Origin of the sequence: Nocardia sp. NPDC051463, from assembly GCF_040681975.1 — a bacterium.
Taxonomy (GTDB): domain Bacteria; phylum Actinomycetota; class Actinomycetes; order Mycobacteriales; family Mycobacteriaceae; genus Nocardia.
Genome location: NZ_JBFBAB010000011.1, coordinates 1 through 13,704 on the forward strand (window position 1 = coordinate 1; position 13,704 = coordinate 13,704).

The window sequence follows — 13,704 nt, forward strand, 5'->3', positions numbered from 1 at the left end:
AAAAACGCTCGGCTGGGATACCCCAGCCGAGCGTCTTCGTGATCTACTCACCAGCTAAGAAGCAGGCGGTGTTGCGACGACCCCTGAAATCCAAGCGGGCGATGGGGCCGTTCTCGCGTTCGCGGGAGTCTTCCGGGATCATGCGGCCACCCGTCGAGGCATGTGTCGGCGAAAAGCCCCATGTCCCGCTGGCGATTCTCGACCGACCGGGACGCCGCACCCACACCTCCGGGATGTCCAACTCTGGATCAATGATGCGAAGGGGTGCCGGACATGGGGATCACGAGTCCGCAACCCATTCCCGGTGTCCCCCAGGGGATATATCCGACTCCTATCCGAAGCTGCTCGCCGAGGTAGTCGATAGACGATGCCCTGCCACCCGGTTTGGTCGTGCGGCAGGGCCTTTCGCACGCCTAGAATTCAGACCGACCCGACAGGCCGCACCAACAAACACTCTTGCTGATCGAATACCGTTGCACTACAGCATTTTTGGACTACATGGATCTTGGATCGCGTAGTCGGATCACAGTGTTCTTGGGAGGGGCTCACATGAAATCAAGGTTTCGATTCGCAACCGGGGTTGTCGCAGCTACCGTCGCCGCGTTCTTCTCCGTACCAGGAATCTCGGCGGCCGAACCACCCCCGGCGTCGCACATCGTCCACGTCGTCCCGGTATCGGACAGTTGCTTCCACGAATGGGACGTTAGTTGGTGCAGCTACAACGAGTGCGTGACCGATGTTAGGCGCGCAAATCCTGATCTGCGCATCCATGACTTCTCGTGCTACCAGGATTCCGCATCCGGACGCTGGCACTACAACTACGACAGAAAATAGTCGCCGTAGCGGATATCAACCGAGAATGTGCCGCCATCGCATCGATGGCGGCACATTCTATTCTGCACAGAGCTGCCGAATGTCCTGCTCGACACAGCCTGAATAGGTGCTACCGGGGTGCACGGCGCTGCCACCGATAAGGAGGCAGCGCCGTATTCTGCGTGCGCACCCGAGCTGACGCTCGGGTCAGCGACCGGCGTCCTGGAATGCCTTGACTGCGGCTTCCAGTTCATCCAGCGCCTTGCCGAAGTCCTGGAAGTTGCCCGTGCGCATGGCATTACGCACATTCTCGAGCTTCCGGTTCAGCTCCGCTGCGGCAGCGTCCTTCGCGGCCGATGAACCCAGCGGCGGAGTGACACCGGCAGGCGGCGGGGTGACACCGGCAGGCGGCGGCGTGGAGCTCTCCACCGGTGGCGGCACCGCACCGGGTACCGGTCGCGACGCGGGATCACCCCCGAACGGGGTAGCCAGCGCACCGGCCCCCGGCACCACCTGGTTCAGCGCCTCGGCCAAGGTCGAGGCGTAGCCGACCTTCACACTGCCCGCCGCGTCACGGTAACTCACCAACACCCGCAGAAGCTGCGGGAAAGTGGAGGTGCTCGGCCCGGTATTCCGTTCGTTGTAGAACGGCTCCACGTAGAGAATTCCACCATCGGCGATCGGCAAGGTCAGCAAATTGCCATACTTGATCTTGTTCGAGTTGGACAGCAGGGTCTTCTCGCGTGAGACGTCGGGCGCAGTCGTCATTCTGTTCTGTGTCTGCTGCGGTCCCAAGGTCTGAGTGTCGGTCGGCAATCGCAGAACGGTGAATTTGCCGTACCCTTCCGGATCTGCCCGCACGGAGATATACGCGGACAAGAACTCGCGGTTGTAACCGACCATGGCGCTGGTCAGGTTGAACACCGGCTTGTTCGTCTGCGGATCGCCCAGCAGCACGTAGAACGGCGGCTGTTTGAAGTTGCCACCGCCGTCGACAGTCGGGTCGGACGGCACCGACCAGAACGCGTTGTTGGTGAAGAACTCTCGTGGATCGTCGACATGATATTTGGTCAGCATGTCGCGCTGCACCTTGAACACATCTTCCGGATACCGGAAGTGGGCCCGCAACTCCGGTGAGATCTCGCTCTCCGGCTTGACCGCGCCGGGGAACACGCCGCGCCACGCCTTCAACACCGGGTCGGAGGAATCCACCTCGTACAGGGTCACCGTGCCGTCGTAGGCGTCGACAGTGGCCTTGACCGAGTTACGGATGTAGCTGACTTCCTTGCGCGGCAGCAGCCGGCCGGTCTTCTTGTCGATGCTGTCCTCGGCACCCTCCAACGAGGTGCTCTGCGCGTAGGGGTAGTTGTCCAACGTGGTGTACGCATCGACGATCCACTGGATCCGGCCGTCGACGACCGCCGGGTAGGCGTTCCCATCGGTCGTCAGCCATGGCGCCACCTTCTGCACCCGATCGCGCGGGCTGCGGTTGAAGATGATCTTGGAGTCGTCGCTGATGGCCGAGGAGAACAGGATATTGCGCTCGGCGTACTTGGCCGCGAAGGCCAATCGGTTGAACCAGTTGCCGATCGATACTCCGCCCTTGCCGGTGTAGGTGTACTGCGCGGTGTCGGAGTCGTATTCGCGCGGACGCTGGCCTTCCATCGAGCCGACAATGGCGTAGTCCGGATTCGCCTGCGAGATCAGCTCGCCGTAGTACACCCGCGGCTGGTCGACCTTGATCCGTTGCTTGTCCGTCGGGGTGAACAGATCGCTGACCATGAAGATCGGGTAGCCGCTGTCGCTGCTGCCACCGGTCGCGTTGGGATCCTCGGACTGCGGCTTGTTGACGCGGTTGGCCGGGGCGGCGACGAAGCCATTGCCGTGGGTATAGACGGTGTGGCGGTTGATCCAGTCGGTCTGGTTCCCGCTCAGCGCCGCGGGGGACAGCTCACGGGCCGCGACGATGTAGTCCTGGATATCGCCATCGATGTTGTAGCGGTCGATGTCCAGCGACTCGGGGAAGCCGTAGAAGTTCTTCAGCTGCCGTAGCTGAGTGAAGGTGGGCGACAAGATGTTCGGATCGAGCAGCCGGGCGTTGCCGATGGTCGCCGCATCGACCGGGACATCCAACGGGTTCTTGCGGCTTTCGCCCTTGTAGTCCTTGTAGTCGATCTTGTCGTTGGTGATGCCGAACGCCTGCCTGGTAGCGGCGATATTGCGTTCGATGTACTCGCTTTCCTTATCCGCGGCATTCGGGCGCACCGAGAACTGCTCGACAACCAGCGGCCACACCGCGCCGACCAGGATCGACGACAGTACGAGCAGAGCCGCGGCCATCGCGGGTACCCGCAGATCGCGGAGCACGATGCCGGCGAAGAAGGCCACCGCACAGATCACCGCGATGGACAGCAGGATCAGCTTGGCGGGCAGCACGGCGTTGATGTCGGTGAACGAACCACCGGTGAAGGTCGGCTCCTTACGGCTGCTGGAGAGCAGTTCGTAGCGGTCGAACCAGTACGCGACGGCCTTGAGCAGCACGAAAAGCCCGGCAAGCACCGCGAGTTGGATGCGCGCGGGACGAGTCAGGGTGCCTTCCTTGCCCGAAAGCCGCAGCCCGCCGAAGACGTAGTGCGTCACCAGGTTCGCGAAGAACGCGATGACGACAGCGACGAACAACCAGTTCAGCACCATCCGGTAGAAGGGCAGATCGAATGCGTAGAACCCGACATCCAGGTTGAACTGCGGATCCTTCTGCCCGAACGAGCCACCGTTGAGGAACAACTGCACGGTGACCCAATTCGACTGCGCCACCAGGCCCGACAGCAGACCGAGCAGGACCGGGATGCCGATGCCGAACAGCTTCAACCTGCTCATCACGGTGGTGCGGTAGCGCGCGATCGGATCATTCGGGCCCGCGACGGGGATGAAGACCGGACGAGTCCGATAGCCGAGCAGCAGCGCCAGCCAGGCGACTAGGCCGACGAACACCGCGACCACCAAGAACAACAAGAATCGGGTACGCAGAACGGTGAGGTAGACGTTCCGGAAACCGACCTCGCCGAACCACAGCCAGTTCGTGTACGTGTCGGTCAGTCGTGGTCCCAACAAAAGCAGCGCCGCCACAATGATGGCCGCCACCAGCAGCACTCGGCTGCGTCGGGACAACGAAGGTAAGCCGGTGGGGGGCCGCATGCCCACGATGCCACTCTCCAAGGTCCGGCGGCACTCGCACCGATATTTCGGCCGATGCGCCGCAGTCCGATGTTGCCGATGGTCCTTGCGGACCCTCTTCCGCGCCCACTCTACGGAATCGGACACCGTTCAGACGGCAGGGCCGCAATTGCGCAGACCAGAGGGCCGGCGCTAACCCGGACCGGCGATTGGCGATCGTCCGAGCGTTTGATTGGATATCTGCGTGACCGCTGACCTGCACGCCGAACTCGTCCTCGCCCGCTCCGTCCGGGAGGTGGCCGAATTCGTGGACGCCGAGGGCTGGGGGCACCCTCCGCAGATGTTCGCGCTGGTGCGCACCGCCGATCTGGTCGCGGCCGAGCCCGGCCTCATCGATCAGCTCGATGACGGCAACGAGCTGACTCCCGTTGCCCAGGAATCCTTTCCGGACGACGTGACCGGCGGGTCGATGGCACTCGACGAGTTTCTCGCGACCACGAGCTGGCCCGACGCCGTGGAGGGCTGTGTGCTGGTGCAGGAAATCGTGGTGCTCCCACCGGACGCCGAGAGCACTCTCGATGACGCGCTCGCGCCTTTGCTCGCCGACCACGACGCCGCCGACGCCGCCGCGCGCGCAGCGGCCGAAGCGCACCCGGAACGTCGTGAGGCGCGGCTGTTCGCCGCGGTGCTGCGCGAGGGCACGTCGCTGGCGCTGCTGCAGGTGCGGCCGGAGGAAGCGGAAGACTTCGGCGACCTGGATCTGCGCACGTACCCGAACCTGGCGCCCAACGTCATCGAGGCCCTGCACCACACGTTCGAGTAACCGCCGACGGCTGCGCGGCCGACCGAGCGAAGGCGAGGCAGCCGCAGAAGCGCCGGGGCGAGCGAAGGCGAGGCAGCCGCAGAAGCGCCGGGGCGAGCGAAGGCGAGGCAGCCGCAGAAGCGCCGGGGCGAGCGAAGGCGAGGCAGCCGCCTAGTTGCAGGAGACCGTCGGCTTGCCCGCGTTGATGTCGTTGAGCGATGCGACGGCGCCGTCGAGGTTTTCGACCTTCACCAGGCGCAGGCCGTCCGGAGTGCGCTGCTTGGCCTCATTGCAATTGGCGGCTGGAACGAGGAAGGTTTCCGCGCCCGCGTCACGGGCGGCCATCATCTTGTACTGGATGCCGCCGATCGGGCCGACCTTGCCGTCCTGGTCGATGGTGCCGGTGCCCGCGACGAACCTGCCGCCGTCGAGTTCACCGGGTGAGAGCTTGTCGATCAGCGCGAGGCTGAACATCAGACCTGCCGAGGGACCGCCGATGTCGGCGAGATTGAAGGTGACCTGCATCGGGGGACGCGCGCCTTCGGTCGGTGTCAGACCGAGGTAGCCCTTGGCCGCGTCGTCCGGACGGGGGGCGAGGGTGATGTTCGCGCTCTGCTCGGCATTGCCGCGCCGGAACACGATCGTGATCTGGGCGCCGGGCGGCTGCGAGGACACGGCGGCGACCACGTCCTTCGGCGTGCTGGCAGGTGCACCGTTGATGCTGATCAGCTCGTCGCCCGCGGCGAGCACGTCCTTCGCGGGGCCGTCGTCGCCGACCTTGCGCACCAGCACGACCGTCGGCAGGTGCAGATGGTGCAGTGCGGCCACCTCGGCGTTGCCCTCGGAGTCCTTGAAGTCCTGCTGGTTGTTCTTGTCGATTTCCTCACGCGGCACTCCGGGCGGATACACCTCGGCGCGCGGCACGAGGCCGTGTTCGCCGCTGACCCAGAAGCCGAACGCTTCGAAGACGTTGAGCCCGTCGCGCACCGAAACGGTGGTCATGTTCAGGTGCCCCGTGGTGGGGTCGAGCACCGCACCCTGCACATCGACGACCTGCTTGCCCTCGACCTCACCGAGGGTATTGAACGTCGGCCCTGGTCCGAGTGCGACGAACGGCACAGTGAATACGCTGCCCGCGACACCGAGCACGAGCACCGGGATCAAAGCGGCAACGAGGGTGAGGATCCGTCGATTCACCTCGACCACAGTAGTGACCGCCTGCACCGATGCGCGGCGCAGGCGTGCATTTACCACGTCCGGGTGTCCCTTGTGTTCGCGCCGCGCGAACACAAGGCCCCCATGACGCACGCGTAACGTAAGGGGTATGAGCGACCTCCCCTTCGGATTCTCGAATCGCGATGATGACGACGCGCGCAAGCGTGGCGAGGAGCCGAGCGGTCCCGATGCGAACAACCCGTTCGGCTTCGGTGCGGGCGGCTTCGACCCGTCGCAGCTCGGACAGATGCTGACCTCGCTCGGACAGATGCTCAGTGGCATGGGTCAGCCGGGTTCGGCCGCGGGCGGTCCGGTGAATTACGACGTCGCCAAGCGACTGGCCCGCCAACAGCTCGGAGCCGACCTGACCCCGTTGACCTCGGGTGCGGCGGGCGCCGTGACCGATGCCGCGCACCTGGCCGAGGTCTGGCTCGATGGCGCGACCACCTTGCCCGCGGGTGCGACCAAGACCGCGGCATGGACGGCCAACGACTGGATCGAGGAGACGCTGCACACCTGGAAGCGGCTGTGCGATCCGGTAGCCGAGCAGATCTCGGGCATGTGGACCTCGCAATTGCCCGAGGAGGCAAGGGAATTCGCGGGTCCGATGGTGGGCATGCTCGGCCAGATGGGTGGCCTCGCCTTCGGATCACAGCTCGGGCAGGCGCTGGGGCAGCTGGCCAAGGAAGTCCTGACCTCCACCGACATCGGTCTCCCACTGGGACCGAGCGGTACCGCAGCGCTACTGCCCACGGCCATCTCGGAGTTCAGCGCCGGGCTGGAGCAGCCGGAGAGCGAGATTCTGGTGTTCCTCGCCGCCCGCGAGGCAGCCCATCAGCGACTGTTCGGTCATATCCCGTGGCTGCGCCAGCAGGTGCTCGGCGCGGTCGAGGACTATGCGCGTGGCATCAAGATGGATTTCTCCGCGATGGAGCAAGCGGCGCAGGGCATCGACCCGATGTCGTTGAGCGATCCCTCGAAGCTCGAGGAGCTGCTGTCGCAGGGCACCTTCGAACCGCAGACCACCCCGGAGCAGAAGCAGGCCCTCGAACGCCTGGAGACCCTGCTCGCACTGATCGAAGGTTGGGTCGAGGTCGTCGTCACCGAGGCGGTCGGCGATCGCCTGCCCGGCGCGGGCGCGCTCGCCGAGACGCTGCGCAGGCGCCGCGCCACCGGCGGCCCGGCCGAGCAGACCTTCGCGACCCTGGTCGGCCTGGAGTTGCGGCCGCGCAAACTGCGTGAGGCGGCCACGCTGTGGCGGCGTTTGACCGCCGACGCGGGTGTGGAGGCACGCGACGGCATCTGGGCGCACCCGGATCTGCTGCCGGATTCCGACGATCTCGACTCCCCTGCCGGCTTCATCGACTCGGTGATCGGCGGCGGTGCCACCGCGTTCGACGATCCGCTGGCCCAGCTGGCCGAGACCGAGGCCCGCGAACGCGACGAGGCCGAGCGCAACCGGGCCGCGTCCGACAAGCCCGGCGCCGACGGCCCCGACCTCCGCAAGGACAGCGACGAGTCCTGAACTGCTCTGTCAGTACCGCGAGCCCCTGTGGATAACTACAGGTTTCGCGGGGATTCCGGCCGTCGCTGGTCCGCATACTGCTGGCCATGACAACAACGATCCGCCCACATGGTCCGATGCTGCATCCCCGGGTGACGATCCTGGTGCGCCCCTCTGGTGTGGTCCAGCTCGGCTGGGACCCGGAGGGCGCACTACTGCTGCACCCCGCCGAGCTGACCGTCGACACGGTACTCGCCTTCCTGCGCCTCTTGGACGGGCTTCAGACCAGACCGCAGCTCATCTGGCGAGCCGGAGAACACGGCATCGCACCGGAGCGTGCGTTTGCCCTGCTGGCCGAGATCGACGATGCGGGCCTGCTCGTGCACCACGGCGATACCGCGGGACCTGTCCGTGCCGTGCGTGTACACGGATTGGGTCCGCTCGCGGACGCGGTGTCGGCCGGACTGCGTCGGCTCGGGCTGCGGCCGAGCCGCTCCCGGGACTACCGTCCCGACACCACGGTCACCGATTGGCGGGCCGACCTGGTGGTGCTCACCGACTCGCTGGTGATAGATCCGCGTCTCGCCAGTGACCTGGTGCTGCAACGGATTCCACATCTGCACGTCCGCATCCGTGACAACAAGGGCGTCATCGGGCCGCTGGTGCTGCCCGGGATGACCAGCTGCTTGCGCTGTGTCGACCTCATCCGCTGCCAATACGACCAGGATTGGCCGTTGCTCGCCGCGCAACTGCTCGGCCGGGTCGGGCACGCCTCGCCCGCCGGTATCGCGGCGACAACGGCGTTACTGCTCGGCGAATTCGAGGCGATCCGCAGTTGTTCGCCCCGCCACGAGCTGGCCACTCTGAACTCCACCGTCGAGCTCGATCTTGCTTCGCATGTGATCGAGCGGCGCGAGTGGCCGCCGCACGCCGCATGCGGATGTCGCGGCATCTTCGCTGGTCCGGCCACATGATGGTGGCGATTCTCCCACTCTGCCAAGCAGAGACATCACCGTGCGATGGCACAGTGCCGGGTCCGTCCGCCATGATGGGTACGTGTCCGAGATTGTGCGTCGTCGCTCATCCCGCAATGCCAAGTTAGCCAAGATTCCGCTGGGGATCGCAGGCCGAGCCGCCGTAGGGTTCGGTAAGAAGCTGGCCGGTGGCGACAAGTCCGAGATCAACGCCCAGTTGAACCAGAAGGCCGCCGAACAATTGTTCACCGTGCTCGGTGAGCTCAAGGGCGGCGCGATGAAGTTCGGGCAGGCGCTGAGCGTGATGGAGGCGGCGGTTCCCGAGGAGTTCGGCGAGCACTACCGCGAGGCGCTGACCAAGCTGCAGGCCGCCGCGCCCCCGATGCCGGCCACAACCGTGCATCGAGTGCTCGACCAGCAGCTCGGCACCCAATGGCGGCAGCGATTCCAGTCCTTCGACGACACTCCGGCCGCATCGGCCAGCATCGGCCAGGTGCACAAGGCGGTCTGGTCCGACGGCCGAGTCGTCGCGGTGAAGGTGCAGTATCCCGGCGCCGACGAGGCCCTGCGCGCGGATCTCAAGACACTGTCGCGGATGACGGGTCTGTTCGCCTCGGTGATTCCTGGGGCCGATGTGAAACCGCTGCTGGCGGAGATCACCGAGCGAACCGAAGAGGAACTGGACTACCGCAACGAGGCAACCAACCAGCGCGCGTTCGCGAAGGCGTTCGACGGGCATCCCGAGATCGTGGTGCCCAAGGTGGTGGCCAGCGCACCGAAGGTGATCGTCACCGAATGGCTCGACGGCACCTCTGTCTCGGCGATCATCCAGCAGGGTGCGCAGGATCCCGAGGGCACCCGAGTGCTGCGCAATCGCGTCGCAGGTCTGATGGGCAAGTTCCACTTCTCCTCACCCGAGACCGTCGGCCTGCTGCACGCCGACCCGCATCCCGGCAATTTCATGATGCTGCCCGACGGCAAGCTCGCGGTCATCGATTTCGGTGCCTGTGCACCCATGCCCGACGGCTTCCCCGAGGTGCTCGGCCGCATGCTGGCGCTGGAGGTTGAGGAGCGCTTCGACGAGCTGACGGAACTGATGTACGACAACGGCTGGGTGATTCCCGGTCGCACGATCACTGATAAGGAGATCGCCGACTACCTACGGCCTTTCACCGACCCGGTGCAGACGGATTCGTTTCATTTCACCCGTAAGTGGATGCAACGGGTGGCGGGCAAAGCGTCCGATCTCACGAGTCCCGAGATGAAGACCGCACGTGCCCTGCAGCTGCCCGCCGAATACTTGATGATCTTCCGCGTCCTCGGCGGCTCGGTCGGCATCCTGGCCCAGCTCGATGCGGAACTGCCGTTCATGCAGTTGGTGAAGACCTGGATGCCGGGCTTCCGGGAAGAGCGCACAGCCAGCTGACTTCGAAAGACGAACGGGCCGTTCACCACTGGCCGGTGTCAACGCAAAAGAGCCGCCCACCTGATCTCGAGGTGAGCGGCTCTTGTGCTTTCTCGTTCGTGGGCCCCGATCCGGGGTGAATCGACCGGATGGGCCTCAGCGACCGGAGGGAGGGAGGTCACAGGTCTCGGCATCATGCCTGCACTTCGCTGACGCTCAGTTTCGGCACGACGCTGAGGCGCTGCGCCGAGGTGAGCTCGCGACGCTCGCTCATGCCGAGATCGCGACCTTGCGCGGACGTCCGCGTGGGCGCTTGCGGGCGATCACGACACCCTGGTCGAAGATCTCACCGCCCCAGACACCCCACGGCTCGCGCCGATCCACAGCTGCCGCCAGGCAGCCTTTACGGATCGGGCAGGACTCGCACAGCGTCTTGGCCTGCTCCAGCTGGGCAGGGCTCTCGGCGAACCAGAGATCAGGGTCTCCGGCTCGACAAGGCAGGACCTTCGTAACCTCCCGAGTGCGGGTGGGCAGTGCCACGGTTCGGCATGTCACGCCAGCGGTGGCCTGCGGCCAGCTCTCTGCGGTGAACACGTCGTTCTCCTTCAGCTCGTTTGCAGCGGTTCGTTTCGTTTCTTCTGCGAAACCGGTGCCGCCGGCTGAAGGGCCGGGAAAAAAATACTGGCCACGGTTTCGCTTCGGGCGATCCGTGGCCAGGAGGTCGGGGTGTTCCCTACCTAGGTCGACATCTGTGTCGATTCCTGATCACGGTCGCTGGGTGTGCGGTGCGGAGGCGTGCTGCCTGCAGGTCCGCCGGTGCATAGCCGGCTTCGAATGCGTCGGTGCCGACGGCCGCTTCCACGGCTGCCGGGTGCCAACCCGCGCTGGGCTTGTCCTGCGTGAGGGTGCAAATGGGGGAATGCATGTGCGTAAATTGCGCCCGCTCCCCGAATACACCGACGCCGGACAGACCGATCCCCTGCAAAGCGAGGATCCCCCGGGAGGCCGACACGACGGGTGCATTCACCGCAACGTCGTTCGCGTTGAAGTTCATGTAATCGTTCATTGGTCTGCCTCCCTCCTTAACTCGTTGTCTGTCGCTGAACTCTGCGCGCCGAGATGACCTCCCGGTGCGTGATTCCCACCATATGCAATGTCGGCAGAACCGACAACCTATTTTCTACCTGCGGTTTTGTGGGCTTGACCGCAGCCGGGACGCCACAATCGCCAGCACGTCCGCGCCGTATTGATCGAGCTTCTTCGACCCGATCCCCGGGATCGCCGCCAGGGCGTTGTCGTCGCCGGGCAGTTGCTCGGCGATCGCGGTGAGTGTGGTGTCGGTGAACACCACGAACTCACGGACCTCCAGTGCCAGCGCTTTCTCTTCCCGCCACGCCTGCAGCGCCGCCAGTAGCTCGGCGTCCAGTTCCGCGGGGCAGCGCCGACAACGACCGAGCATGGTGGCGTAGGTGCCGATCAGCGGTTTGGCGCAGACCCGGCAGGATGGGCGAATCCCGTTCGAGCTGATGCCGGAGGCGGGCGCTGCGATCCGCGAAGCGGGGGAATCATCGGGGACCAAGCCATTGAGGAACCGGGAGCGCCGACGCGTGCGCCTGCTGCCCTCGCCGCGCGACAACGCCCAGGACAGCTGTAGGTATTCGCGGGCCCGGGTCACACCGACGTAGAGCAGGCGGCGTTCCTCTTCCAGCGCCGCCTCATCGGCGACCGAGCCGTTGTCGCCGAGCACATGTGCGATCGGCAGCGTGCCGTCGGCGAGACCGACCAGAAAAACCGCGTCCCACTCCAGGCCCTTCGCCGCATGCAGCGACGCCAGCGTCACGCCCTGGACGGTCGGTGGGTGCCGTGCCTCCGCGCGGGCGCGCAGTTCGTGCAGCAGACCGGGCAGGTCGAGCTGGTCATCGTGACCGATGAGTTCCTCGGTCAGCCGCACCAGTGCCACCAGTGACGACCAGCGCTCCCGCGCCTGCGCGCCCGCGGGTTCGGCAGCGGTGAGTCCGAGCGGGCCGAGCACCGCCTTGACCAGGTTGACCAGGGCGCTTCCGCTGCGTGCCTGGTCGGGCAGATCATCGCGCGCCGCGGTCGTGCGCAACGCTTGCACGGCCTGCCTGACCTCGGCTCGCACGAAGAAGCCCTCACCGCCCCGCAGCTGATACGGGATGCCGAGTTCGGTCAGCGCCTGTTCGTAGGCCTCCGACTGCGCGTTGATGCGATACAGCACCGCAATCTCCGCGGCGGGCATGCCTGCCTCGATCCGCCGCTTGATGAATCGCGCCACGGCGGCGGCCTCGGCGGGGGCGTCGTCGTATTCGGCGAACACCGGTTCGGGTCCGTCGGGCCGCTGACCGATCAGCTGCAGCCTGGTGCCCGCGATACGGCCACGCGCGGCGCCGATCACTCGGTTTGCCAGCGACACCACCTGCGGGGTCGAGCGATAGTCGCGTTCCAGCCGAATCACCCTCGCCTCGGGGAAGCGCCGGGAAAAGTCGAGCAGATAGGCGGGAGTGGCGCCGGTGAAGGAGTAGATCGTCTGGTTCGCGTCGCCGACCACCGTCAGATCGTCACGTTCGCCGAGCCAAGCGTCGAGCACCCGCTGCTGCAGTGGGGTGACGTCCTGGTATTCATCGACAACGAAACTCCGGTAGCGGCCACGGAATTCGTCGGCCACCGAGGGAAAGTCCTCCAGCGCGGCGGCAGTGTGCAGCAGCAGGTCGTCGAAGTCGAGCAGTAGGCCGTCCGGCGAGGTCTTGAGTGCTTCGTAGGCGAGGTAGACCTCGGCGACCCGCGCCGGGTCGTAGGGCGGCTCGCGCCGATGCTTGGCCACCGCGGCGGGATAGTCCTCCGGCGCGATCAGCGAGGCCTTCGACCATTCGATCTCGCTCAGCAGGTCGCGCACGCTGTCGGTGGCCGAGGATAGCCCGGCCTTGGTCGCGGCCTGCGCCACGATCGGGAACTTTCGATCGATCAGCTGCCACGGCACCTCGCCGACGACCTGGGGCCAGAAGTACTTCAGCTGGCGCAGTGCCGCGGCGTGGAATGTGCGTGCCTGCACCTGATTCGCGTCACCGCCGAGACCGAGTTCGCGCAGCCTGCCGCGCATCTCCCCCGCTGCCCGCGCGGTGAATGTCACCGCGAGGACCTGATCAGCCTTCACATGCCCGGCCGACACCAGATGCGCGATCCGGTGGGTAATGGTCCTGGTCTTACCGGTGCCTGCGCCCGCGAGCACGCACACCGGCCCTCGCGGCGCGCGCACGGCGGCAGCCTGCTCCGGATCGAGGGCGGCGAGGTCGAGTGCTGGCACGGGCTCCATCATGACAGCGCCGACCGACAAGACCGCCGCCTGCCAACGGCGCGACGAGGCCGACAGGTGGTTGTTCCGGATATCTGTCACTTGATCAGGCTATTTGTCGCCGTCGGTTGGTGATGTGCGACTCCCAGCTATGCATGGGCGGTTCCCAGCTGTTGGTGGCGGAGCTCGGCGGCAAGGGCTATCGGCCCTCGATCCGAACTGCATGGTCACGTGTGGATGTTGAGGCTTCGTCGGTTCCAGAGGGTGAGGTGACTGCTGGTGGCGATCGCGAGGGTGAGTCCGGAGGGGGAATCCGGCGGCGCGAGTTCACGGCCCGTGATCGTGTACGAATCCGCCAAGTAAACCTGGGGGCCTGGGTCCGGAGTAATCGCCGAAATCCAACGAAATTTGGGATGCCCACCCGGTAGAGCGTGATTCGGCGATTCCGGTTGGGGGTCGGGCTTGTCGGTGCTCGGCTCGGCTGCCGATGAGGTTGGTCGGAGCCAC

The 13,704-nt window shown here is 65.7% G+C and carries 9 protein-coding genes; 4 read left to right on the forward strand and 5 right to left on the reverse strand.

The features are described from left to right. Positions 1 to 1,020: 1,020 nt before the first annotated feature. Positions 1,021 to 4,014 carry a UPF0182 family protein gene (locus AB0M74_RS16550; RefSeq protein WP_366527105.1) on the reverse strand — a complete coding sequence of 998 codons (2,994 nt, stop codon included), beginning with the start codon at positions 4,012 to 4,014 and terminating at the stop codon, positions 1,021 to 1,023. A 217-nt stretch (positions 4,015 to 4,231) separates the two neighbouring features. Here AB0M74_RS16550 and AB0M74_RS16555 point away from each other — a divergent pair, with 217 nt between their 5' ends. Then, positions 4,232 to 4,810 (forward strand): PPA1309 family protein, encoded by a 579-nt coding sequence (locus AB0M74_RS16555; RefSeq protein WP_366527106.1) that lies wholly within the window; start codon positions 4,232 to 4,234, stop codon positions 4,808 to 4,810. A 150-nt stretch (positions 4,811 to 4,960) separates the two neighbouring features. Here the strand turns inward: AB0M74_RS16555 and AB0M74_RS16560 are convergent, their stop codons facing one another. Further along, on the reverse strand, positions 4,961 to 5,986 hold the full coding sequence (locus AB0M74_RS16560; RefSeq protein ID WP_366527107.1) for a PDZ domain-containing protein: 1,026 nt from the start codon (positions 5,984 to 5,986) through the stop codon (positions 4,961 to 4,963). 127 nt (positions 5,987 to 6,113) lie between these two features. Here AB0M74_RS16560 and AB0M74_RS16565 point away from each other — a divergent pair, with 127 nt between their 5' ends. From AB0M74_RS16565 to AB0M74_RS16575, 3 genes are all read left to right on the forward strand, one after another. Continuing rightward, positions 6,114 to 7,529 carry a zinc-dependent metalloprotease gene (locus AB0M74_RS16565; RefSeq protein WP_366527108.1) on the forward strand — a complete coding sequence of 472 codons (1,416 nt, stop codon included), beginning with the start codon at positions 6,114 to 6,116 and terminating at the stop codon, positions 7,527 to 7,529. 86 nt (positions 7,530 to 7,615) lie between these two features. Further along, positions 7,616 to 8,482 carry a hypothetical protein gene (locus AB0M74_RS16570; protein WP_366527109.1) on the forward strand — a complete coding sequence of 289 codons (867 nt, stop codon included), beginning with the start codon at positions 7,616 to 7,618 and terminating at the stop codon, positions 8,480 to 8,482. An 82-nt stretch (positions 8,483 to 8,564) separates the two neighbouring features. After that, the gene (locus tag AB0M74_RS16575; protein WP_366527110.1) at positions 8,565 to 9,908 is read left to right on the forward strand and encodes an AarF/UbiB family protein; all 1,344 of its coding nucleotides are present in this window, start codon (positions 8,565 to 8,567) and stop codon (positions 9,906 to 9,908) included. A 249-nt stretch (positions 9,909 to 10,157) separates the two neighbouring features. Here the strand turns inward: AB0M74_RS16575 and AB0M74_RS16580 are convergent, their stop codons facing one another. From AB0M74_RS16580 to AB0M74_RS16590, 3 genes are all read right to left on the reverse strand, one after another. After that, on the reverse strand, positions 10,158 to 10,442 hold the full coding sequence (locus AB0M74_RS16580; protein WP_366527259.1) for a WhiB family transcriptional regulator: 285 nt from the start codon (positions 10,440 to 10,442) through the stop codon (positions 10,158 to 10,160). 178 nt (positions 10,443 to 10,620) lie between these two features. After that, the gene (locus tag AB0M74_RS16585; protein WP_366527111.1) at positions 10,621 to 10,953 is read right to left on the reverse strand and encodes a hypothetical protein; all 333 of its coding nucleotides are present in this window, start codon (positions 10,951 to 10,953) and stop codon (positions 10,621 to 10,623) included. A gap of 114 nt (positions 10,954 to 11,067) precedes the next feature. Beyond that, positions 11,068 to 13,221, reverse strand: a complete 2,154-nt coding sequence (locus tag AB0M74_RS16590; RefSeq protein WP_366527260.1) for an ATP-dependent DNA helicase UvrD2 — start codon at positions 13,219 to 13,221, stop codon at positions 11,068 to 11,070. Between the last annotated feature and the right edge of the window lie 483 nt (positions 13,222 to 13,704).